We start from the raw sequence: 23,825 nt of genomic DNA on the forward strand, positions 1-23,825 counted from the left end.
AATAGCTATATTAAGTGGGTGCGATCCCCACTACTCGTTTTGCAACAATAAAAACTTCGGAGGAGCTATTATGACATTATCAGATGTATTTAAATTAACTGAGTTTAAAAACAAAATTAACGAACTTGAAAAAGAAAATGCCCTATTAAAGATACAAACGAATATCAAACTTTCTATAAAAGAACAATCTAACTTTGATTTAGATCAACAGCTGCATATATTAAATACTCAAATTATTAATAAACAAAAAGAACTTATTATTTCAGAACAAAATATTTTAGAAAGCAATGATAGATTTGAATCAGCTGAAATTAAGTATAATGATTTAATAGAAAAGAACAAAAAACTAGAAGATACCTCTACTAGACTGAACACTGTTAACAATATGGCTAAAATGAAAAATGCCGAAAGTTATGTCAAAGAAGCAAAAGAGAAAAAACACGCAGCGAATTCCCCTCATTGCCCTAAATGTAAATCTACTAATATTCAAATATTAGATAATAAGAAGAAAGCTTTTTCTGTTGGCAAAGCTGTTGGCGGGGCTGTATTGACCGGTGGCATTGGAACAATTGCTGGATTTGCGGGTAAACGTGGTAAAAAATATCACGCCATCTGCCTAAACTGCAGAAAATCATTCGATATAAAATTATAAAAACATTTTTATTAATTGCCCTATTGGGCTTTTATTTTACAGATAAAAAGAACGTACGTTTTCTAACTAACGATAATAAAATTTTCTTCATACCACAAAAAACGTAAAAAAGCTATTCTTTTGTTTTTCTTTTGATTATTACATATATTTATCAATAATTTTGTGAAAATCCTAATATATAGGCGTTTTTACTTTTGATTTACTTTTGATTTACTTTTGATTTACTTTTTTAAGAAAAAATAAAGGAGTTATTTATGTTAAAAAACGAAGGTATCCAGCTAGAATATAAAACTTCAAGTAACACACTTCCAAAAAGTTTTTGGGAGACTTACAGTGCATTTGCCAACACTAAAGGTGGCACCATCGTATTAGGTGTTTCCGAAGAAACTAAAGGAACTTTTAAAATTGTCGGTGTTGAAAATCAGGAAAAATTAAGAACGGAATTATTATCCTTAGTTTGTAATACTAATAAAGTCAGCGCTAACTTAATAAATGAAGATAATATCACAGTTTTTAAGCTTGAAGGAAAAATGACTATCAGTATAAAAATACCGGAAGCATCATTTATGCAAAAACCGGTATATTTAAATAATTCAAAAGAAAATTGTTATATGCGGCTTGGAGATGGTGACCATAAGGCAACGCCCTCTCAATTTAAATATATGATTGCTAATTCGTCCGAAGAAATGGATTCCGAATTATTAGACAACTACACCATAGACGATTTAAATATAGTTGACATTGAGAACTATCGTTCAATAATAATTAAAAATACTGGTAATCAAGATTTACAGGATTTAAATTATTCTGATTTTTTATTTAATATTGGTGCAACTAAAATTGATTATTCAAATACCGATAGAAAACAAAAGCTCACAATCGCCGGCTTACTTTTTTTCGGTAATTACAACGCAATAACTTCCCGTTATCCAAATTTTCAATTAGATTATTTCAAAAAATATTCTTCATTAGATAATAAATGGGAAAATAGAGTTTCTACAGGTGATATGAATTTCCCTAATTTAAATATTTTTTCGTTTTACAATAAAGTGTCTGAAATTTTATATAACAACATTCCTGATAAATTTACTCAAGATGAAGATATGACTAGAGGATCCTATTATTCTGATATGAAAAATGCTATTAAAGAAGCACTTGTTAATACTATCATGCATGCATACTACGGTTCAGATACCCCTATTCGAATAGACGAGTATGATGATTATTTAGAATTTTACAATCCTGGAAATATGCGTGTAAGTAAACAAGAATTTATACACGGTAACACATCAAAATGTAGAAATGGAATATTGTCTCTTTTATTCAGAAAAGTCGGAATTGCGGAAAGAGCCGGGTCAGGCGGACCTACTATTTTTAGTTCAGCACAAAAAAATAGTCTCCGTACTCCAGATATTAAAAATCAATCTGACAGTACTTCGATAAGAATATGGAAAACAGATTTAGCATCTTCTTTAAAAGATTTAGATGAAAACCAGAAAAATATAGTTTTATTTGCTGTTGAAAGATCGACTTTTAAAATAAAAGATGCTGCTAATGAGCTTAATCTAAGTGATTATACAGTAAGAAACACCGTTGACGAATTAATTGAAAATAATATATTAATAAAAATTGGAAATGGCAGAAGTACTGCCTATTCAACCAATATGAACGAAGAAAGCGGTATGTTAGGAATGAAATTACTATTGAAACGTGTTGAAGACGGTTTTAATAGTCCTAATTAATCTAAATCAGTCAGTATAATTTACTATGAAAGGAGTTGCTTATGGCTCAGATATTCAAACGCAATAACCTATGGACCTACCGTGTATGGCTAGACTCTAAACATAGTAAATCTAAGAGTGGATTCAAACGTAGAAAAGACGCACAAGACGCTGCTTTAGAATTAGAATTGAAGAAAAAAGATGGCACATTATCAGAGCTATCTGACATCTCATTCGCTGAATATTTTAAAACGTGGGCAGAAACGTATAAAATCGGTCGGTTGCACCCGACTACAGAATCTAAATATAAATCAGCTATCAGATTAGTTGAAAATACTTTTGGAGATAAAAAGCTAAAAAGTATAAAAACATATGACTATCAGCGGTTGCTAGATACATATGCATTAACACATGCTAAAGCCAGTACCAGTCATCTTAATAACTACTTTAAAAATGCTGTTCGTTACGCTATGAATGATGGAATTGTTACACGTGATTTTACATTTGGTGCTTTAATAAGTGGGAAAGAATCTAAAGATAATAGCCTTAAGTTTATTGAATACGATGAAGCTGAAAAACTTAAGAAGTTATGTATTGATACCGGCTCATTCTTGACGATTACACGTCTTGAGATACTTTTCGGACTATTAACCGGATGTCGTTATGGAGAAGTAACCGGATTAACTTGGGACTGTGTGGACCTAGTCGAACGAACTGTTCAAATTGATAAAGCGTATGATTATATACACAGAACTGGATTTAAAAAAACTAAAACCACTTCATCCGTCCGCACTATTTCAATTAATGATACTCTGATAACTATGTTAAAAAAACTAAAAACAGAACAAGAAAACGAATTTTCAAAACAAAATTTTAACAATAAATTAAACTTTGTATTTATTACAAAACGTCACGAAGTACCAAGCGATAACGCTGTGAACAAAGTTCTTAGAAATCTCCTTTCAGAAATTAACGCTAAAAATAAAATTACTTTTCATGGCCTACGTCATACTCACGCTTCTATGCTAATAGCTCAAGACGTTTCTATTAATTATATTTCCGAACGTTTAGGACATGCTAACATAAGCGTGACGTATAATATTTATACTCATTTGCTTAAAACTAGTCGTGAACAAGAGAATAATAAGGCTATGGACGTACTAAATAAGCTTTAAAAATAGGTGTGGTTTTTGTGTGGTTAACCCATAAAAACGTGGTAACTGTGTGGTTAAATATTCAGTGCTTATCTATCGGTTTATTGCTCTACTTTTTAAATAATTACTTTTATACCAATGCTTTCTATTTTTTTGTAATTTGGTTGTTAATCGGTCATCATGTGGTTAATACGTCGATCAGGGACATCCCATTACCTTTAACACCGTGCTTTTTAGACGTTTTGTGTGGTTTTTGTGTGGTTAACGTAGAATAATAGCTATTTTCTGATTCAATTCGTATCTATATTACGAGTTGAATTTTTTATTACAATCAACTATTATTTGATGTCTTATAACTAACTATATCAATAGTAGAAAAAACATTTTAGTTTAATTAATAAAAAACAGACTAACTGATATGACTGCGTTTTGGAATATTTTAGGTTAATTGAGAAAATAAGACTTCAACAAATTAATTTTTTTGTTGAAGTTGGACAATTACGTGTATATCGAACTTTGACAAAACATTATTTTTGTTAATGTTTAATTATTTTTAACCAAACAAAAAGCCTACCTCAATTAAGAGATAGGCTTTATCTTCTATTTAATTATCTTTATCATTATTCTCTGATGATATATCATTATTTCCCGACAATATAGTAACATTATTTACCAATGTTCCTAAAAATGTTAAAAAAGAGCCAGCGCCAAAAACTGATCCTATTGCAGTATGTCCTGTCATAATTAATTCAAATGAAAAAATCATAAAAACAACACAAACTATAGTAAGAATAATCATGGATGCCCACGCTAAATTTCCTCTGCGTTTCTGACGAGCTGTTTCTAGTGTTCTTCTATGACGTGATTCTTCTAATCCATTTTCAATTATTTTCTCTGCAGCATCAGGATAAAGCGCCTGATAACCTGCTAATATTTTAGGATGAGGAATGGGACCACTGTACATTTCCATAGTAGCAATTATATCTTCTTTTTCATTTTCTGAAATAGGAAGATTTTTAACCTGATCAAGTATTTCTTGGTCGTCTTTATCTAGATTATTGGAATTATTTGCTAAACTATTTTCATTATTGTTTTCCAAACTGTATTATTCCTCGCTTCATATCACTACCAATATTTTCCCAATCTTTATTAGTAAATCCACCTACAGTTTTTGACTGATTTTTATGTGGAGTATCCTTTTTAGAAAGTTTTAAAATATCTGAAAAAGCAACTGCATCACTAATGGTCTTAACTGTTATATTAATAAAATTTTGCATGCTCTACTACCTCCTATTAATTAACTTATTAACTTATTGTACTACACTTGAATTAAAAAGTAATAAACTTTCTTTCAAAATAAGAATTGAAATAAGTCAAAATAAAAAAGCCAACCTCTTAAATCAATAAGAAGTTGGCTTTAATTTTAGCATTTAATTATTTAAAACTACCCCAGTAATCTTTACGTTTACCGTTCGCTGCGTTACCAGTAGCCATGTAACCATATCCATTACCTCGTGGTTGTCTAATCCAGACGTAACCATTACCAATTCCATAAGCGTTGTAATCAATAGATTGACCTTTACCAATATTAGCGATTAAAGCACCCTTACCACTAGCGTCTTTTGTTAATGGCAAGTTTGAATTTAATTTAAACGTTCCTTTTTGCGCAATCCATTTAATACCTGTTGATACACTAGGCTTATTGGGTTTACTTGGTGCGCTTGGCTTGTTAGGTTTAGCTGATGAACCGACACCATTCTTTAAATCTTTAGCGAGTTGTGCTTTTGAGATACCCATCTTAGCCAAGTAGGCATATGGATCCTGATGATTACCCGTTTTATTATCGGATACCCATTTATGTGTTTTAATCCCATAATCATGCTTAGTATCTAAGTCTAAATCAATATCATATTTCTTGGCCATATCACGAGTTAAAGCAATAAATGTAGCATAGCTCTTTTTAAATTTAGCTGGATCCGTTTGGTTATCAATTTCAATCTGAACTGGTGAATTTTCATTTGCCCAATCAAAAGCACCATATGCTACATAGCCTGGTTCGCCCACTTGGTAGACAGTGTCACCATCAATAAAGAACTGGACATATGCATTTCCCCAATTGTCCCTGGCATATGAGGCATTAGCTTTACCAGTTGTACCCATGTTACCGACATCATGCAGGACAATAACGTTATTTTTAGCTTTTCTTGCATCGCCTTGTGCCCCTGATAATGCGAATGTTTTATTTATTTTATAAGTCATGATGTTCTCCTTTGTTTGTAGTTGTGTCATATACAATCCCAAATAACCCGCCCATTGTTAATAGTGTGTTAATTAATCCGCCTACTTGACTCTCAAATCCTTCTGGTAGCGATAAACCGAATAAAGCAAATACTTGTTCAAGTAACACAATGAATAGACTGGTTAGTGATACCCAGAGTGCTTTCGAATGCCAATTTACATTAATATTTTTCATATGTTTCCTCCTAATTTTTTGTATAAAAATAGACACCTATTTATGATGCCTGCTAAATCGTATGTGTTAAAAATCCTGTGATTAACGTTAATGCAAATGTGATAACGAAGCCCCAAATCCATTTATTGTTATCTTTAATTTCGACGATTTGTTTCTTATTTTCTTTCGCAATCATGTAAGCCTTATCAGCCACTCTAGCCGCATCATTTGCTTTTATTTCGACCTTATTAAAAACATCTAGTTTTGTTTCAATGCGAGCTAAACGGTCAACCACATCTTTATCGTTATCCAATCTCATCACCTCATTTCATTTTTGAATTTTTTATTTAACTAATTCACCATATTCTCCCACAGTGATCATGCCTGACGTTTGAAACGTCTCTAGATTTTCTTTTGTATACAATCCCATTTCATAATATGTCTTAATATAATCAAACATTTGTATTCTCCTTTGATTTAGCTATCTCTAACAACATTTGAGCGTTAAATTTATCCTGGGCCAGCTTTTGCTGCGCTTGCTGTAACATTAATTGTGCGATTGTTTTATCCGTTTTAGTTGGGACCTTACTTGGTTCCTCAATGACCGGTTCTTTATAGTCCGGATTACCGATAATCACATCATTTTCAAGCATAAAAAAAGACGGTTTGAATTTAACTTCAAAATCGTCTGGGATTACGCCAACGTATTCAATTGAATTTTCAATATCACCAATTTTAGCAAAATTAATAACCTCATTTAAGTGATTTAAACTAATTTTAATCATTCAATCACCCCCTCTATTTTAACGATTGCTCCCAAGCCACTATCATCTATCACTAACCCATTTGTTCCGCTTAAATGCATTTTCCTATTCGTTACCAGCGTCATGCTGGTGTCTGTTTTTTTCCAAACACCAGCCTCGTATAAAGAAATTTCTGCATAAGAATCTGATTTGGCTTGATTCATTGATTCAACATTTCCGCCAGAAATTAATATTTTTGTCACGCTTCGGCCAATAGCCCCATTGTCGAATTCGACGTTTAAATAATCAAATTTTGAAAGTGAATCATTAAGTGTCATGTTTTGACCAGGTGAGTGTAGCGATCCAGCCCACAGTGTCTTCCTACGTGGAATGGACATCCAACCAAAATTATCGACACTACCAGTAGAATGCCAAGTGTATGACCATAATTGTCCAGTACTTGAAACGCATAAGAAAATTTGTTTTCTGCCACCTGCACCAATAGATACATCAATTTCTACTAAACCGTTATTGGGGGAATTAATCATGTTAACTCCCTCGTAATGTCCAGGCGTTAACGTAAATACATCCGCTCCTACAGGTAATACCGTGCGTCGACCACTCGCAGCGTCCAATTCGTCACTTTGTTTTGAACTCATAAATCCATTATGCTCTGTATCTGCCACTGAATGAGCTTTATCGCCTGCTCCTGCGTGTTCTTTAATCATTCGATACAGCATATTAAGTGTTCCTTTTAATGTCGACATTCCGTATCCTCCTTTAATATGTAAATTCTCTGTCCGTCGCCGCTCCAAAACCGATTAAATTTACTTTTCTATTTATTGTATCAACAGAAATAACCGTCCAAGCATCTTCTTCAGGCGTATCCAATGGACGTTCATCAATTTTATAATCAATTGAATTCAATAAGCAGCAACATGTATATGTGCTACCAAATTGTGTATAGACACTGATTCGTTCATCATGAACATGACCATTAAAGTAACCAATAAAATTTCTAGCGCCTTGTTTTGAAAAATTAGCCGTCACATTTACCTTGAAATCTTCTTCTATTCCGTTTAATGTCACATTATTTCCTTGTTTAAAAGCTTCTAAAAGATTCATCATCAATCCAAAATTACGATGCGTTTCTATAGAATCTCCACTACCATTTGAATCTAGCGTTGCATGCGCATGCGTGACTACCATCGTGTGATAATCTTCTGGAACGTTAGCCAATGCTACTTCTGCCAGCCATTGTAGTTGTTCTTGTCTGACTGCAAAATCGTGTAATCGAATGTATTTCAACGAACCATCTTCTTTGGTTAACGTATCATCGATATCCATTGTATTAATCCCAATTACTCTTATTTTCTTATCTGGATAATCTTTATAAAAATACAGGCTATCTCCATTTCTGACTTCATCAAACAATCTATCACCGGTATGGTATGCTTCCTTCAAATAATCCTCGCTCGCAATATCTTCAATGTGAAGTGGTCTGTTTAGTCTACCTGAATAGCTTCTGAAATCCCCATTATCATGATTACCTAATAACAGAAATCTATCTGCACTTGTCCCTTTAAATAAGAATCTTTCAGATATTTCAGTCAAATTATGTTTAACTAAATCAACTCCTAACGAATAACTATTATTGTTATCCCCACCAGCAACTATCACATCTACTTTATCCTGGACAGCCAACACGTTATTGAGATGATTCATACTTAAATAGCCGTATGGATAGCCTTTTACTTCGCGCTGGAAATGTGCATCCGTCCAAAATGCCATATTAAAGTTTTTTTGATTAATCTTACTGCCTAATCTAGCCAAGGGCTGCTTAAACACTTCTTTTACCTCGGTATCTGTTTCCGTAAATGGCAATTCATTGTATTCCTTGTCTAATCGCTCGCCCAACGTCTTATATCCATTCACATTTTTAGGTTTCCGCGCATCAATCACTTCATCCAAATCAGTAGCTCCAGCAATCTGGTCATCATAGCGGTCTTCTAAATCTCCAACACGATCATCGGCGTCTTCTACAGCATCATTTACTTCATTGACAGAATCTTCTAGAAATCCACCTACACCTTTACCAAAATTTCGCAATGAATCCCAATTAAATTGTTTCTGGTTGCGTGCTTCTCGATTCTGCATTGGACTTGGTTCATCTTTTAAAAATAGGTTTGGAAGCTTCATTATTTAAACCCCTTTCTTATTCACTAATAATTTTCCGTCATTTGAAACGGTAATCAAAAACGCTGTCCCGTTTGGAGAGTTAATCTCTAACGATTCAGCGTTTAGTTTGTTCATTTGTATTCTATCCAACGATGTCATCAGGCCGTCTTTTAGTTCGGTGGCCGGTTCGTAAACTTGTAACAACAATAATTTGACATACATTTCTTTCGACATTAATCCATCATTTAACTCATCGGCTATCACAAAAGTTGGTAGTTTCCCGATTAAATAATCATCTAATCCAATTATCGCATCCACATGCGTCCTAACATAGAAACCAACACCGTCATTTCCTTTTAACTGTGCAATATCAGTCAACTGTTCCCACCATCTCTCTTAAAATTCGACTATCAAATGAAATCTGAACGTTTTTTGAAACAGTATCTATTTTTTTAACCTGATTTTTCATGTTCGTGGCAATGCTTCGCTGGATTCGTACCATATCCTTTTTGGAATTGTTAAACGTTAGTGTTGGGACACGATAAGCAAACTCATGCCCTTTATTCAAACTGATTAATTTAACATCTGTTTCATAACCCATTTTCTCATGGATGAAGTACCACAGTTCACGCTCGTTAATTTCTTCCGTCTGCGTGTAATTAAGTGTCAAAGATGTTTCTGGCACGTCTTGCAGTTGAGATTTTGCGTACGCTGCTAGCGACTTTACATCTGTAAAACGATCGTCATGGATTGGGTCAGCCATTCTAATACCTAACTCGTTAATAAATGGAGACTTATATATCGTCTCCGCAAAATAACCTTTGTTATCATCTTTAGCTTTTCCGTATGCATGAACGTACGTCTTTAACGTCGTTGAGTCGGTGGCCACTTTTACATCATTCGTATTATATTGGTATCGAAATGTTTTTTCAGCTGGAATATAAAAACTTTCTTCGGTATAAAAAGTTATTTTTTTATTGTCAGCAAAATAAATGGCACCAAATTTATCAGCGATTGTCGTTAATGTGGTCATCCCATTAATCTCACCTAGATTTTCAATCTTCACTTTTCCAAAAGTGCCTGAAAAAGCAAACGTGAATCCTAGTTTATTATCTTTTAAGCAAAAATTAACCACATCATTAATTGAATAGGTTTTGGTCCCTTCGTTCTTTTTATCAATGACCCAATCCTGCACGCTAAACATCACATGATAAGCAACGATAGCTTTTGAAAAGACATTACCACTTTGCGTTTCATCAACCGTTTTAATGATATAAGTTTGATTATGATACATAATCTCCGCCTCATTAACAGCCAAAACATAAGGTAATTCACTTTGCTCGGCTCTATACATTGTGAACGTAATCGTCCGCTTGCTATTTTTCTCATAATCATATGAAAAACTACCGTAATCAATCCCAGTCATGATTTCTTCATATTCTTTTTTGTGATCAGTAATAATTAAATAATCCATATACTCACCTCATCGATATAGGTAGTGAAAATTAAAAGCAATATTAACATTATTAGCGTTCGTTATTTTAATATTATTCCAACCCTTAGCCAGCTTGATAATTCCATGGTCCGTATTTCGACCACAGCGTTTATCATCTAAATAAGGATAGACACCATTCAACAATAAAACATTTGATTTAGTTACCTGTTTCTTAAAACTGATAGAACTCCCATTAGTCACATTCCTAATTGTCGGCATCCCTTCACACGTCAAGGCAATGTCCAGCTGATGACCCATAAGTGGATTAACCTCAAACGACGATGCATTATACACAGAAAAAGAATTCCGTTGAAATACGTACTGTAGGTCTTCGCCATTTGGCAAGTTCTGACCGATTTGCCACTTTTCAGCGTCGTAATTGAACATATCTAACATCGTCCCAAGCGACTCTGAAAATCCTTTATAAATGTTAAAACTCAACGTAACATCAGCACGATTAGCACTTGTTCGACTTCTTGAAATATCACAGCTATCCACGGCGTACATCATGCCAGGACTTTTTTCATGAATAATATAATATGGCTTATTGCCACATAAAATATCATTTGCTTCTCTTAAAATCATGTGATAATCATAATTATCATGTGCTTTTAGCTTGAATTTAATATCTAATTTAAGCGGTGCATAACTCCCGTTTATCGGCAATTCGCCGTCTATTCCTTTTCGTGAAATATTATTGCTAGAATAACTAGGGCTTGATAAATCAACTTCAATTAAATCTAAACTCAACAAATCCGTTAAATTAAATTCCTTACCACCAATTATTGCTTTTACCCAATATTTTGAAGTCATTAGATTCCTCCCTCTAGGTAACTTAACGATCTATAATCAGCCGCTTGGCGTTCACTAGTGTTTCTAGAAACCTTATCGCCGTCCAAATAAATAGCCGTTTGGTTGGTACTAGCTAAGTTTTTAAGCTGGCCCACAACTCGTTCGTTGCTTGCAACAATCTTATCAGCCATTTTACTCATGTTATCTGCAACCGTGTTATTTGTTGTATTATTAACATTTGAATTATAGGTAGAGTAGTTACTTGTTTGTCCAGATTGTGAACCAGATAGCATGCTCTCAGCCGTAATAGTTCCATTTCTGAAACCCTCAAGGCTTGGCATAGATACATTAGATAGCTCTGCAAATGGATCTGTATTCAATCCATCTTCTACTGTGTCGTTAATCATTTGCGTCATATTTTTTACAGTTTTTTGAACTGAACTGAATTTATCGTTTAATCCACGATTTAATCCAAACACGATAGCATTACCATTTTCAACAAGTAACTTCTTATCATAAGAAATAGGACCTTTATGCTCTTTAATCCAAGTAGCCCAACCGCTAACAGTATTTTTTACAGATTCAAATCCTTCGACTAAACCATCTAATAAGCCAGATACAATAGCTTTACCAGCGTTTACCATATCTCCTATAGCATTACCAATTCCTGCGCCAATTTTACCTACCATTTCACCACCCTTGCTAAGTAGTTCTCCAAGTAGTTGACCAATGCCCTTAATAAGTGCCATCACAACTTGCGCACCTGCACTTATAATTTTAGGCATATTGTCTATTAAAGCGTTAGCTAGCGCAACAATAATTCTCAATGCTGCTACAATCAATTGTGGTAGTACCTTAATTAATCCATCAATTAACGCAATCAATAATTTAACACCCGCACTTATTATTTTAGGCAAGTTGGTTATTAAAGCATTTACTAAAGCCAATATAATTCTAAGTGCCGCTTCTATTAATTGAGGTAATATTTTAATTATCCCGCTTATTAATGCCATAAGTATCTTTACACCTGCGTCTATAATCATGGGTAGACTTTTTATCAGAGCACTTACAATAGCTAATATAAGTTCAATTGCTGCTTCTATTAAGACGGGTAATATTTTAATTATCCCGCTTATTAATGCCATAAGTATCTTTACACCTGCGTCTATAATCATGGGTAGACTAATTATTAATGCATTTATAATTGCCATAATAAGTTGAATTGATACACTTATTAATTGCGGCAGGATGCTAATAATTCCACTAATAAGCGCCATTAATATTTGGATACCAGCATTCATGAGCATTGGTAATAGTGAAACAAGTGTTGCTATAATTTGAGGAACAAGTGTGACGAATAAAGTTATAAGTTGAGGTAAAGCTTGAACTATCCCATTTATTAACGCTATCAATATCTGTATCCCTGCGAGCAATATCATAGGTAATAGTGGCAAGATGGCGTTCAACAAAGTGTTAACAATTGTTATAACTGCATCCACTATCTGCGGTAAAGCTGTAATAATCCCATTCAAAAGCGCTACTAATATGTTAGTTCCTGCTTCTATTAAGACAGGTAGTACCAATGTAATGGCATCTATTAATTTATCTATAATTCCTATCATTGCATCAACAATCATCGGAATTGCTGTGGTAATACCTTCTACTAGTTTAACGATAATGTCCGTTCCGGTAGCAATAATTTCCGGTAAATATTTTTCTATAGTTGCAGTGACTGTTTCAATGGTTGCAGATAAATTATCGAACACTTTTGTTATTCCGTCAGCTGATAAATCACCTGTTTTTATCCAAGCCATAACAAAACTGGTTACTAATCCAATCACAAGCCCCATTGGTCCACTTACGCCTAAAAAAGCCAAAGCAGCAAACTTAAGCGCAGTAACGACAACGCTTAAGGCTGTCCCAGCATATCCAAGCGATCCACCAAATTTTTCAAGTAGCGGTGCAATAGCTTCTATTGCCTTACCGAAAATACCTTTAATTCCTTGACCAGCAACTCCCATTCTAGTAGCCAACTGGTCTATTTTAGTTTTAACACCATCTATTATTGGACTAAAAAAACTACTTATGCTAGTTCCTAAATCTATAAATTCTTGTTTCATAATTTTCAAACCTGGCTGTATAGCCGATAATAATTGTCCGAATTTAGCTCCCACAACATTTAAAGCGCTTTTTACAACAGATGAAAATTGTTCAAACCCTTGTTTCATAACATTTAAATTGGACTGTACAGCAGTTAATAACTGTCCAAATTTTTGAATAAATTCATTAAAACCTTGTTCAGCATTTTCCATTCCCTTATTTAAGGCTTTCATAAATGAGGCCCATATTTCTTGACCTTTTTTTGTTTTAGTAAAGAAATATGTTAATCCAGCGACTAACGCTGCTATTGCAACAATTAATACTCCTATAACTGTGGTACTACCAAATACATAAGATAGCGCTCGAAATGCACTTGTTGCCACACCAGCAGATGCAGACGATTCAATAAAAGCTAACTTCAATATTTGCAATGTTACTATAAAGCTTTTAGTTACTGCTATTGCTGTACTTACAACATTGTAAGCTACAATAGCCCCCTGCATTACAAAAAAAGCAGTAGCGCCCGCCATAATAGACACAGCTAATGTTTTAAATACATCTTGATGCTTTGTCACAAAATCTAAAAGTTCCTTAATTTTAGGCCCTAATGTATTTAATAGCTTAACTAACTTATTAAGAGCTGCCTCTGTACGTGCACCACTATTAGTAATAATAGTAGATATATCTGTTCCTAAAACAGTTTCCAACAAATTATTAAATGCCGCTATTAAGTTAGCCAGTCCACGAGTTACCGCTGTTTTCATATTAGAAATAGACGTTCCTATACCACTAGTCGCATCCTGTACAATTTTGTACAGCGACTTCAGACCACCGCCGCCTTTTGTATCAAGATTAATTAATGCATCTTGAAACTTAGAAACACTAACACTTCCATCAGACAAACCTGATTTTAATTGTCCAGAAGTCATACCCATTTCTTTAGCTAAAGCATTCAATGCTGGTCCCAAACCCGAATCTATCATAGAATTCCAAGTTTCAGCATCGACTTTACCATTTGAAAAAGCTTGTGATAATTGAATTACTGAATTATTAACTTGATCTGTTGTCCCACCGAAACCTAGTATTCCATCATTTAACGCAGCAAATATTTTTTGAGATTTACCTAAATCATTCGTTGATGACGCTATTAATTGAACGCCTTGTACAGCTCCATCCAACGGAGTAGGCAACCCTTGAATGCTGCTTTTAAGATTATCCATCGTTTGAGTTATATCTTTTGTTGTAAAACCCATGTTTTTAAACACTCTATTGGAATTATTTAAAGTATCAACACGTTTAATAGCTCCATCCATCGAATCTTTTAAAGTGTTAAATGCTATACTAGTAACCTTAACTAATCCTAAAGATGTGACCATACTTTTAACTCCACCGATTGATTTCCTAGCTGAGTCACCAACGCTGTCTATATCATTTTTTAATTTATTTGGTCCATCCGTTCGACCAATCCCACTAGCTGTTCTCATTAAATCATTCAGATTCTTTATAGCTTGTTTAGCATCAGAAATAACGGATATTTTAACAGTCCCATCGCTACTCATTTTCTTCCTCCTTTCCTTCTATTTTTTGTCCAGGTAATGCAAATCTTTTTTTAGCTTTTAACAATTCTCGTCTTTCTTTAGCTGTACCTTTCCCCTTCGGTAACTCCTTTGTTCTAATATCTCTCACTTGAACAAATCTAGTATTGTCAGGAAGGCTATTCAGTAAAGCATTAAATCGAGACCAACTTAATTTATCCTGTTGATCAATCAAATCAATGCCATACGTTTGCATAAATGCAGAGTAAATAAGGTCAGAATCAAAATCTAGATCATAATCACTCTTATTTTTACTTGCATACTTTCGTGGAAGGGGATTTCCGCTTAAATCATATTCAACAACATCAGCCGCCTTATTTAAAAATATAAAATTATTCAATATCCCATTAACAAGTTCCGAATATTGTTTATTATTTTCATCAAATGACCCCAAATCAGGAACTTCATCAATTGTTAATCCAAAAAAGATTCTATAAAAAAATTCATTATTATCTATTTTTTCCTTACAAAAATTAATCACTTTGATAATATTATTAAAAGAAGTATCAACGTTATAAAAAATGCCATTAAATTCAATTTCATTTTCTTCGGAATTAGCAAGGGAGAGCATAATCTACACCTCTCTTATTTATTTGATTTTCTTTTTTTATCTTTCAAATATTTATCAGCCATTTCTTTTTGTGTTTTGCCTGAAATACCTAATTTATCAATTTCACCAGCTAATCCTTCTCCAATTGAAAATACATAACTAACCATAATGACTTTACTTTTAGTTTCCTTGTAAAGTTTTTCAAATGCCCCTTCTCCACACATATCATCTAATGTTTCTTTGATAATGTTCATCATTTTAATCTCTTGTTTTTCCGCTGTTAAACCTTCTTTGTTTTTATCAATACTTTTAATTTTTTTATAGCTTTCATTCAATGATTTTCTAAAATTTTCTAATTTATCATCTGTTGCGTTAAATTCAAATTTATGAGTCGTTTTACCATTTGTTCCCTCAAATTCTACAGGGATCACCGTTGTTTTTTGTTTAATTACAATTGCCATTTTATATTCCTCCTAAAAAAATAGGGACTAGGTTTTACCCTAGCCCCTTTCTGTTTAACTTATTCTGCAGCTTCTACAGTCACGGACAATTCCGATTTAACTGTTGGTTTATTTTTACTTGATACATTAACTTTTACAGTTCCAACTGCAATACCTTTAATCTCTAATTTGCCACTATTCAAAGTTATGGTAGCAATTTTGACATCTGCACTCGTAACTGTCATTTCTTGATTCGCGCCAGTTGGTTCAATAGAAGCAGTCACGCTACTATCTGTTTTTCCAACTCCCAACATTAAAGTTTTTTTACTTAATTTAACGTTTGTTGGGTCAGGCTTATCAGGGTGTCACCGTTGTTTCTTCGGGAATCTTGTTGTACGTGATCGTGCAACTGAATTCTTCGTAATCCCCAGCATCTCCAGCACCGGCAATAATATCGGTAGCCGTTGCAGGACCTACCCATTGTTTTGCGCCATCTGCTGATACTACTTTGTGCCAAAGCTTACGGCCATCCCCGATTTTGTATTTCATCGAGGCGATAAGCGCTTGCGCAGGATCTTCTGGATCGTAGAATCCTTCTGGACTGTAAGCGCCCGAAACAGAAATGACTTCCATATTTTTAGAACCATCACCATCGTACATAGGCGTATCATCTGTTTCCTCATCAGTATCATCCCCAATTGATGAAATAAATTTAGCTAATTCTAAAAATTCATCTTCTTCTGGTTGAACTGTTGGTTTTTCTGGGTCAAACGGTGCAATAAAATGACCACGTAGTGCGTTTTTTGATCTTGACATTATTTCACTCTCCTAATTTTTGATTGTTGTAATTTCTGCTTGAATTAATAAGCGGTAAATAAAATAACCGCTCTCGTCTTTAGCTGACGGAAACGGCATTGATGTTGTTTTAATATTGTTAAATTCATAACTATTATTTTCACTCGGTAAATCGTCTAAATTGTCGACAGATATAGCAATTTTATTAAGTGCTAATTCAATTTTTTGAATATCTTTAGATTTGCAAGCAAACTCATAATTCAACCGCATGTCCTTAATGTCATCCATATAAACACGCGACGTTTGACCTCCTGCAACTTCGTTTAAAACAATTGAATCATCAGACAATAGCGCCCCAAATTTACAATGAAAATTACCGTCTAAAGAATTCACAAAATTACAAATTTGTTGTTTCAAATCAATTCCAGCCATGCTTCAACAACCCCTTTGCATACACCTTTTGCCAATCGCTAATGTAAAGACTCTTCGCCACTAAATCCCAACGAGGACCAGTACCTGGTGTTGTATAATTAGTCATCTGTTGATAAAACAATCTAGAGGCATAAGGCATTGTGTAATTGATATTAGAATTTTCATCTAAATGAGAAATATCACGTAAATCGCCACTTTCCATAGGAACAAATGGTTCCATATCCTTATGAATCTGATTGGCCATGACGTAACGTGCGTAGTCAACATTGCCCTGACTAAACGTTTTATTAATACTACTAAAATCAACATCTACTTTGACATTTCCCACTACAACACCTCCAACTCGTGTGCCCATGCTTCATTTTTAAACGGGTGCGAAACTTTAACATCATTCTTAATGATGTACTCGTTCCCATTAAATATAAGCTTAGAACGCAATGCGAAATCGTCTAAAAACGGTGTTGATGTATCACGATAAACAAAGCAAACAGCATTAAACTGTCTAGTTTGTTCCGTTAAGTTGGAAGACGATTGGAGCGAGTCATCAAATCTAACATATTCAACCGTGACAGGTTCAGCAAACATTGGCTTATCATAATCATCAACGCCCAAATACTCGAAGTATTGAATCGTATGTGGTGTAAATGACCTAGGAACTTTAGGAATACCCGTCATACGTAGCCAACTCCCTTATAAAGTAAGCCAGTATGGTATAAAACGTTTTTGGCATCACTTGTAATCAAGGACGTTTTAGATCCGTCAGAACCATTACTAGAGCTTCCACCTTTAGATAACGAAGTACGACCAATTGACATGGATGAAAGTGTGCTATTAAGCATCTCCACACTCGTGAAGCCACTTTCGTTCATGTAATTAATTTGGATTGCCATAGCCCTTTTAAACTGATTTCTTCTAAAGGTAAAACTATCCTTTTCTAAATCATTTCGTTTATAAAAGGCTGATGTTTCAAAATCAAGCGTATCTTCAGCAATCATTTCAAATTGATCGTACTCATTTTCGTTAACATTTTTATAACCTAATTCAGTATATTCTGCATACGTTAGATACATCTAACCACCTACTTTTCAACTGCCTTAGTTGTTTTTTTAGCTGCTGATTTTGCGTCTACTTTTGCTACTGATTTATCAGACGCAAATTCCACCTTAACCGCTTCGGACCACTCAGACCCGTAACCGGTCGTGTTTGCATTTTGAGCTTTTTCAATCTCATCCTTACCCTTGAATGTTTCATTGAATGCCTGGACGTAAAAATTAATTGTTTTACCTGATAAAGCACTACCAAATAGCTCATCATTAAACACTAATTCTGTACCTTCAACGTAATGCATCATAGTCGCATCTTCTGGCTTACCACTGCCTAAATCATGATGTACTATCCAACTTTTAGCCTTTTCGTTAGCGTCCCATGCCAATTTAACAGAACTATCAGTTAAATCAGTTGCACTAACCCCAGTTACTACCTCTGGGCGAGGATTAGGGTGCCGTAACCTTAGCTTTGCTCATGTAAATAGCTGGTTTAGCATTTTCTAAAACAAGAACGTCATAGTAATCTAAACCTTTAACAGTTGTACGGTAACCGTCACGATCTGTTGAAGCGTCAATTACATCAACTGAATTGTATTTTTCGATAGGCATTGCAACATTTAAAGGCACTAAGATAAAGTTAATGGCACCATCTTTAAGGACTTGTAAACGTGATTTTGCAACTTTAACAATGGGAATATCATTATCAAGAGTAGCCACTTTACGGTTAATACCTGAAAGATTTACTTCGTTAGTTGTGAATGTCTTAGCCACTTTAGGGCTGTTTTTAAGAGCCTTGTAATAAGCGCTTGATGCGAACATGATAAAAGGTCCAATGACTTCTGTATCAGTCATATATTGTTCTGCCTCATCAAATACTGATAAGGCGTTATCTTCTGTAACATCTTCCTCAACAATCTTACCTGCATTTGTTACTAAGGCTGTGACTGCCGTTTTATCCTTTTCTGGAATAGCAACTAGACGCGTATGTTCTTCAACTGCATTAGCAACTGTGTTTGCAAAATTTTCTTCTGTATCAAGTACGTCTAAATCGTAAGCCATCCAACGTTCCTGCATTAATTCCAAAGTTTTCTTCGAAATATCTAATTTAGCTCGGCTGTTATCACCATTACGTTTGTACGTTGATGCGGTGAATCCAGTCATTGTATTAACACGAACTTCTTTTACACCTACGAAATCAGCACTAGTTACCGCCTTAGCGCCTCCCTTTAATAATTCAAATACTTGAGAATCTGCTGCTAATTTTTGATCTAATGTTGCTAAGTCTTTACTGTTTAATGCGACTGGCATGTTAGTACCCCTTTTCTATTTTCCTAAATTTGCTTTGATCGTGTCCGCCAAGCTTAATTTGCCACTTGCGCCACCGCTTGGATCCGGATTACCACCCGCTGTCCAATTTGGATTAGCTGGTGTTTGTTCTGTACTTCCGAATAAATAAGCATCGCTTTCTTTTAACGCTGTTAGTTGTTCAGATAATCCTAATAATTGACCTTTATCGTCAATTTTAAGCGTATCGTTATCTAACAACGCCTTAGCTGCTTTAATATTCTTGGCACCATTCTGTGTTAACCCTAATTCAATTGCTGAATTAAGTTGTGTTGCTGAAAGTTTAGTATTTAGATCAGCAGTATCAGAATCGTATTTACTTTGTAAATCAGCTAATGAAGTCTGCAGTTCTTCACTATCTTTTGACTTGCCTTGTAAATCCTTAAGGTCTGTATCACGTTGAGTCAATTGTTCTTTCAAGCCATCACGTTCAGTAGTTAGCTGTGCTAGCTCATCTTTTGATGATTGAGTTGACTTACCATGTTCAACCATTACCTTATCGATAACTTCTTTTTCTAAACCTAAACCTTCTAAATATTCTCTGTTCATATTGCATTCCTCCTACGTTTTATTTACGTGGCCACGACCACGAGAGTATAAAAAATAGACCTTTTAACGACATATCTAGGTCGAATCTATTTAATTAACGTTTAACAAATTAATATTGGGTTCCGTTTGAATAATCAAAAAAAATTTCTTTACCGCTTTTTATTGCATTTTTTGCTAGTTTTATTCTATCTTCGATTGGCGTTGTTCCGAACTCCATCAAGTAACGAATGTCATCACCGAACAACTCTTTATATTTTTCGATAATCTCATCGTTTGTCATATCTGACCCCTTACTTAATAATATTTTTAATTAATTCTAAATACATTCTATAAGATTCCGGTAGATACTTTTTGGTTATCTTTAATCCTTCTGGGTTTGTAACCGTATCGGCGGTAAAACCAGCGAATGCTTCTGATGCCACCATGTTTTGTTTCCACGCTATTTTTTCAGCTTTTGATAGTTTCTTCTTGACGGCATGCCCTGTTTCGTCATCCCATTCAAAAATAGTTGATGGTGCCTTCCAATAACTTGCATTATGACCTGCTGAGCTTCTTAAAATATTATTTGTGGACCCACCAAATACATCTGAAACGGTTCCAACTAATGTCTTATCTTTTTTATCTAACGCTTTAAATTCGGCGAGTATCTTTTTATCAGCTTCAACAGTATCTGTGCTATCCCCTTGCATTTTTCTCCTATAGGCTGAGACTTCATCTACAATAGTCTTACCTAATGTTTTACTGTTACTTAATTTAGCCGTTGTTGTTATACCATGCCAACCATGCAATTTTCTATGGTCCGTACCTGATGCAATGTCATCAAGATGATGCCCAAATTCATGAAAGAATATTTCATGCGGTGCATATATCTGGTATCCGGTATCTTTGGCCACGTTCATACTTACGGTTCGGAATTTAGGCGTATACCTAGGATTATTGTCCTTTGTTCCTGCTATTTTCAAATCATCCTTATACTTGGCGAAAAGTCTCTGTACGTCAGTTGGTGCTTTATTTAATAATTCATTAATAGGTTTAAGTTCTTTTTCTGATAATTTATCAGAAATACCAGAACCAAATGGATTTTTATCTGGCTTGTATTTTTCAATGACTTTCTTTGACTTACTTGTCATTTTAATCTTTTGAAGATTATCAGATTTGTTTACATCATTGACTTTAGATCCAAATACTTTTTCCCTTGAATAGTCACGATGTAAAAATCCGTGTCCATCAACATGTTGCCGTAACGCACTTTGATTCTTTTTTATTAAATTCTTATACTTTTTAATGCCTTGCTCGTCGCCTAACTCATTTGCGGTATTCAATTTACGTTTATTTTGTCTAACCTGACGTTCCAACTGTCTCTGTTTAGCTTGGATATCACTATTCTTAATTGCCTCATCAGGACTAGGAACCTCTTCAACATCACGAATAATATTAATATCTGGGTCCCAAGGTGTAAATGTATGATGACAGTTAATCCCTGCTACTCCTGCAGGCTCTTTATACCCGTGATCATAAACACTAGGATATTTATCTCCTAATTCACTCGGACGCATATAAACAACTCTGCCTTGGATAGGTGCACAAGCAGGTCGAGCTGATGCATGCGATGACATCAAACAAGTTTCTATTCCATATCTGTCCATACCTTCCGTTCTAATTTCATGATAAGCGTTTCTAGTCGTGGTATTAACAACCATTCGAACATAACTTTCAATACTCCAAGTATGGCCACCTTTATCCATAAATGAACTAGGAATCCCTTTGTCCATCCATTTATAAATAGTATCTGATATCGCTTTGTTAGGTGTTTTAAGCCCCGTTATCACGCCAGCCGTTGTGTTCTTAATAATATCCTCATAAATCTTTTGTGCCGAACCTTTACCGTAATTGGTTGTAATCAACGTTTGATTGACTAAATTATCAATGTCTAAAAAGGATTGATTAAGATACCCTTTTAATTGCTGGTCCATATTACTTAATGGCGGTATTTCAACACCTTTAAACTTACTAAATTCTGCATTAGCTTCATCAGCAATTTGATACCCATTATCAACAATTAAACTTTGTAGTTTTTTCTTAGATATCTTAGTTGTCTTGGTCAACTCTTTAATGACATCACCATTAAACATATTGGCTTCATTCATTTTTTTGAGTTGCCATTTAAAGACGTTATCCTTATCTAAATCATCAAAATTTGACGTTTTAAGACGTTTGACAATCATCTTAAATATTTCATCTTCAAGTGATAAATAGACATCAGAAAGTGCCCCAGATTCAGTTGATAACTGCCGTGGTGTGATTGCCATTATTCATCACCTGACCCCAGTAATGTATTTTCATTTTGTTCTTGTTGATCCGGTTGCTGATTAATCATTTCACTATCAATATCAGCCAACATCTTATCAGCTTCTTTATCGGTAACACCGAGTTGCTTAGTTAAAAAGTACTTCTTACTAATCAACCCAGACGATAACAAGCTAAGTAAATAGGTAGCTTGTGCCTGTTTATCTACAAAGATTGCATCATCAAAATCAATCGTAATCTCTTCATCAGTTGGACCGCTGTATATGCTAACGCTCTTGGCCAACTCTAGAATACTGGTAACTAGCTCTTTAATATTCTGTTCAACGTTAGTTAAGTGACTATTACGTGTTTGGTAGGTCATGCTATTCTCACTTACTACTTCAGTAGCCGTTTTTAAGCCATTTGAATCAAATGTGAAAGTCCCAGCAGATAATCCAACTTGCATTTCTAGTAATTTTAAATTAGTGCTAATTGAACTAATAAAAGGCTCAACTCTTGGTTCAAGTGAAATATCTTTAATCGGAGTCTTATCATCAACTCCACCATCTAACGATAGGAATACATCTTGGTCAGAATCGAATATCTGTTTAAATCCTGCTTGATTATTCTCATCTGGAATTACTTGAATAGCATCAGCAGATACCGTTACTTTCTTCTGTGACATCTTAACTTCCCAGTTCAACTTATCAAATGAATCATCAATCTGTTTTAATGTGTTCTTGGCATTATCCGTAACAGATAACCCAAGTAAACTATAGCGGTCTTTATTGTTCATTCCCGCAGGTTTGAAGTAAGTTGGTAGCATGCGAGTTAAAACACCTTGCGAATGTGTTTCTTCTTCTAACTCAGGATAAAGTTCACTCAACGGAACTCGTTTACCTACAAAGTTAATCGTATCTACTGAATGATAAAGTTCGTTAGTGATAATGTAATCATCATCTTTCCATTCATGGAACTCTAATAATGTATAACGATTAATAGCTTTACCAATTACCTTAGTTGTAACACTAGCAATGGCCACTCCTGAAATGCCATTTGAGTTACTTCTCAAAGGATAGAAAGCGTCAGCTTGAATCCAAGACAGTTTAATCTGATTATTATCATCAACGTACGGCTTAATTGCCATACCACCTAATGCCATACCCGATTCTAAATAACGTTCATAACTTTTGTAAAAATCGTTATCTTTAAATGTCTTATCAATAAATTTCTGTGCTTCGCTGTCCTTTGTGCCAACTGTGATAACAGCATGTTCATTAAAGCAAATACTTGCTATTCGTTTGGCCACAATCTGTGCCATATTCAAACTAACAAATGGACGTGTCTTTGTGACTCCGTAAGTATTTTTGTATCTAACGTTATCAAAGAGACCAGCATAGTATCTTGAATTACTTTGAATCCGTTCGTATTCTTCGCTCGTCATATTAATTTTAGGGTGATCAATAATTTTACCTAATGAATTTACTCGTTGCACACTACC

The 23,825-nt window shown here is 34.4% G+C and carries 29 protein-coding genes and 1 pseudogene; 3 read left to right on the top strand and 27 right to left on the bottom strand.

The window, feature by feature from the left end:
- Positions 1 to 70: 70 nt before the first annotated feature.
- The 3 genes from ACVPPR_RS07160 to ACVPPR_RS07170 all read left to right on the top strand — a co-directional run bounded on the left by ACVPPR_RS07160 (position 71) and on the right by ACVPPR_RS07170 (position 3,548).
- The gene (locus ACVPPR_RS07160; protein ID WP_462304041.1) at positions 71 to 652 is read left to right on the top strand and encodes a hypothetical protein; all 582 of its coding nucleotides are present in this window, start codon (positions 71 to 73) and stop codon (positions 650 to 652) included.
- A 254-nt stretch (positions 653 to 906) separates the two neighbouring features.
- Positions 907 to 2,394 carry an RNA-binding domain-containing protein gene (locus ACVPPR_RS07165; RefSeq protein WP_462304042.1) on the top strand — a complete coding sequence of 496 codons (1,488 nt, stop codon included), beginning with the start codon at positions 907 to 909 and terminating at the stop codon, positions 2,392 to 2,394.
- Positions 2,395 to 2,435: 41 nt separating this feature from the next.
- A complete protein-coding gene (locus tag ACVPPR_RS07170; protein WP_462304043.1) occupies positions 2,436 to 3,548 on the top strand; it encodes a tyrosine-type recombinase/integrase in 1,113 nt (370 codons plus the stop codon).
- A 583-nt stretch (positions 3,549 to 4,131) separates the two neighbouring features.
- Here ACVPPR_RS07170 and ACVPPR_RS07175 read toward each other — a convergent pair.
- From ACVPPR_RS07175 to ACVPPR_RS07305, 27 genes and pseudogenes are all read right to left on the bottom strand, one after another.
- On the bottom strand, positions 4,132 to 4,626 hold the full coding sequence (locus ACVPPR_RS07175) for a DUF2335 domain-containing protein (protein WP_462303986.1): 495 nt from the start codon (positions 4,624 to 4,626) through the stop codon (positions 4,132 to 4,134).
- The gene (locus ACVPPR_RS07180; protein WP_462303987.1) at positions 4,613 to 4,804 is read right to left on the bottom strand and encodes a hypothetical protein; all 192 of its coding nucleotides are present in this window, start codon (positions 4,802 to 4,804) and stop codon (positions 4,613 to 4,615) included. Before ACVPPR_RS07180 ends, ACVPPR_RS07175 begins: the two co-directional genes overlap by 14 nt.
- Before the next feature lie 157 nt (positions 4,805 to 4,961).
- Entirely contained in the window at positions 4,962 to 5,786 is an 825-nt protein-coding gene (locus ACVPPR_RS07185) for an N-acetylmuramoyl-L-alanine amidase (protein WP_462303988.1), read from the bottom strand.
- Positions 5,776 to 6,000 (bottom strand): phage holin, encoded by a 225-nt coding sequence (locus ACVPPR_RS07190; RefSeq protein WP_462303989.1) that lies wholly within the window; start codon positions 5,998 to 6,000, stop codon positions 5,776 to 5,778. Before ACVPPR_RS07190 ends, ACVPPR_RS07185 begins: the two co-directional genes overlap by 11 nt.
- Before the next feature lie 52 nt (positions 6,001 to 6,052).
- On the bottom strand, positions 6,053 to 6,292 hold the full coding sequence (locus ACVPPR_RS07195) for a hemolysin XhlA family protein (RefSeq protein ID WP_462303990.1): 240 nt from the start codon (positions 6,290 to 6,292) through the stop codon (positions 6,053 to 6,055).
- 30 nt (positions 6,293 to 6,322) lie between these two features.
- Positions 6,323 to 6,439: an XkdX family protein gene (locus tag ACVPPR_RS07200; RefSeq protein ID WP_462303991.1), complete on the bottom strand. Its 117-nt coding sequence runs from the start codon at positions 6,437 to 6,439 to the stop codon at positions 6,323 to 6,325.
- The gene (locus ACVPPR_RS07205; RefSeq protein WP_462303992.1) at positions 6,432 to 6,764 is read right to left on the bottom strand and encodes a DUF2977 domain-containing protein; all 333 of its coding nucleotides are present in this window, start codon (positions 6,762 to 6,764) and stop codon (positions 6,432 to 6,434) included. Before ACVPPR_RS07205 ends, ACVPPR_RS07200 begins: the two co-directional genes overlap by 8 nt.
- The gene (locus ACVPPR_RS07210; RefSeq protein ID WP_462303993.1) at positions 6,761 to 7,489 is read right to left on the bottom strand and encodes a hypothetical protein; all 729 of its coding nucleotides are present in this window, start codon (positions 7,487 to 7,489) and stop codon (positions 6,761 to 6,763) included. The genes ACVPPR_RS07205 and ACVPPR_RS07210 overlap by 4 nt, the downstream gene beginning before the upstream one ends.
- A gap of 13 nt (positions 7,490 to 7,502) precedes the next feature.
- Positions 7,503 to 8,921, bottom strand: a complete 1,419-nt coding sequence (locus tag ACVPPR_RS07215; protein ID WP_462303994.1) for a metallophosphoesterase family protein — start codon at positions 8,919 to 8,921, stop codon at positions 7,503 to 7,505.
- Between the two features lie 3 nt (positions 8,922 to 8,924).
- Entirely contained in the window at positions 8,925 to 9,278 is a 354-nt protein-coding gene (locus ACVPPR_RS07220; RefSeq protein ID WP_462303995.1) for a hypothetical protein, read from the bottom strand.
- The gene (locus tag ACVPPR_RS07225) at positions 9,271 to 10,374 is read right to left on the bottom strand and encodes a phage tail protein (protein WP_462303996.1); all 1,104 of its coding nucleotides are present in this window, start codon (positions 10,372 to 10,374) and stop codon (positions 9,271 to 9,273) included. Before ACVPPR_RS07225 ends, ACVPPR_RS07220 begins: the two co-directional genes overlap by 8 nt.
- Before the next feature lie 9 nt (positions 10,375 to 10,383).
- Positions 10,384 to 11,208: a phage tail domain-containing protein gene (locus ACVPPR_RS07230; protein WP_462303997.1), complete on the bottom strand. Its 825-nt coding sequence runs from the start codon at positions 11,206 to 11,208 to the stop codon at positions 10,384 to 10,386.
- On the bottom strand, positions 11,208 to 14,846 hold the full coding sequence (locus ACVPPR_RS07235; RefSeq protein WP_462303998.1) for a tape measure protein: 3,639 nt from the start codon (positions 14,844 to 14,846) through the stop codon (positions 11,208 to 11,210). The genes ACVPPR_RS07230 and ACVPPR_RS07235 overlap by 1 nt, the downstream gene beginning before the upstream one ends.
- Positions 14,839 to 15,453, bottom strand: a complete 615-nt coding sequence (locus ACVPPR_RS07240; protein WP_462303999.1) for a Gp15 family bacteriophage protein — start codon at positions 15,451 to 15,453, stop codon at positions 14,839 to 14,841. Before ACVPPR_RS07240 ends, ACVPPR_RS07235 begins: the two co-directional genes overlap by 8 nt.
- Positions 15,454 to 15,467: 14 nt before the next feature.
- On the bottom strand, positions 15,468 to 15,893 hold the full coding sequence (locus ACVPPR_RS07245; protein ID WP_462304000.1) for a hypothetical protein: 426 nt from the start codon (positions 15,891 to 15,893) through the stop codon (positions 15,468 to 15,470).
- Positions 15,894 to 15,952: 59 nt separating this feature from the next.
- Positions 15,953 to 16,204: pseudogene (locus ACVPPR_RS07250) on the bottom strand (Ig-like domain-containing protein); the annotation flags it as partial.
- 25 nt (positions 16,205 to 16,229) lie between these two features.
- Positions 16,230 to 16,688, bottom strand: a complete 459-nt coding sequence (locus ACVPPR_RS07255) for a phage tail tube protein (protein WP_462304001.1) — start codon at positions 16,686 to 16,688, stop codon at positions 16,230 to 16,232.
- Between the two features lie 12 nt (positions 16,689 to 16,700).
- Positions 16,701 to 17,099, bottom strand: a complete 399-nt coding sequence (locus ACVPPR_RS07260; protein ID WP_462304002.1) for a phage tail terminator protein — start codon at positions 17,097 to 17,099, stop codon at positions 16,701 to 16,703.
- Positions 17,086 to 17,427: a minor capsid protein gene (locus tag ACVPPR_RS07265; RefSeq protein WP_462304003.1), complete on the bottom strand. Its 342-nt coding sequence runs from the start codon at positions 17,425 to 17,427 to the stop codon at positions 17,086 to 17,088. Before ACVPPR_RS07265 ends, ACVPPR_RS07260 begins: the two co-directional genes overlap by 14 nt.
- On the bottom strand, positions 17,427 to 17,774 hold the full coding sequence (locus tag ACVPPR_RS07270) for a putative minor capsid protein (protein WP_462304004.1): 348 nt from the start codon (positions 17,772 to 17,774) through the stop codon (positions 17,427 to 17,429). Before ACVPPR_RS07270 ends, ACVPPR_RS07265 begins: the two co-directional genes overlap by 1 nt.
- Positions 17,771 to 18,169 carry a hypothetical protein gene (locus ACVPPR_RS07275; RefSeq protein ID WP_462304005.1) on the bottom strand — a complete coding sequence of 133 codons (399 nt, stop codon included), beginning with the start codon at positions 18,167 to 18,169 and terminating at the stop codon, positions 17,771 to 17,773. Before ACVPPR_RS07275 ends, ACVPPR_RS07270 begins: the two co-directional genes overlap by 4 nt.
- A gap of 8 nt (positions 18,170 to 18,177) precedes the next feature.
- The gene (locus ACVPPR_RS07280; protein ID WP_462304006.1) at positions 18,178 to 18,531 is read right to left on the bottom strand and encodes a fibronectin type III domain-containing protein; all 354 of its coding nucleotides are present in this window, start codon (positions 18,529 to 18,531) and stop codon (positions 18,178 to 18,180) included.
- Between the two features lie 61 nt (positions 18,532 to 18,592).
- Complete coding sequence (locus tag ACVPPR_RS07285; protein ID WP_462304007.1) at positions 18,593 to 19,453, bottom strand: capsid protein; 861 nt, start codon at positions 19,451 to 19,453, stop codon at positions 18,593 to 18,595.
- Between the two features lie 15 nt (positions 19,454 to 19,468).
- On the bottom strand, positions 19,469 to 20,038 hold the full coding sequence (locus ACVPPR_RS07290) for a phage scaffolding protein (RefSeq protein ID WP_462304008.1): 570 nt from the start codon (positions 20,036 to 20,038) through the stop codon (positions 19,469 to 19,471).
- A gap of 109 nt (positions 20,039 to 20,147) precedes the next feature.
- Positions 20,148 to 20,318, bottom strand: coding sequence for a hypothetical protein (locus tag ACVPPR_RS07295; protein WP_462304009.1), 171 nt, complete (start codon positions 20,316 to 20,318; stop codon positions 20,148 to 20,150).
- Positions 20,319 to 20,328: 10 nt separating this feature from the next.
- Positions 20,329 to 22,347, bottom strand: a complete 2,019-nt coding sequence (locus ACVPPR_RS07300) for a phage minor capsid protein (protein ID WP_462304010.1) — start codon at positions 22,345 to 22,347, stop codon at positions 20,329 to 20,331.
- Positions 22,347 to 23,819: a phage portal protein gene (locus ACVPPR_RS07305; RefSeq protein ID WP_462304011.1), complete on the bottom strand. Its 1,473-nt coding sequence runs from the start codon at positions 23,817 to 23,819 to the stop codon at positions 22,347 to 22,349. The genes ACVPPR_RS07300 and ACVPPR_RS07305 overlap by 1 nt, the downstream gene beginning before the upstream one ends.
- Positions 23,820 to 23,825 lie beyond the last annotated feature (6 nt).

The sequence above is a fragment of the Dellaglioa sp. L3N genome (assembly GCF_054941095.1).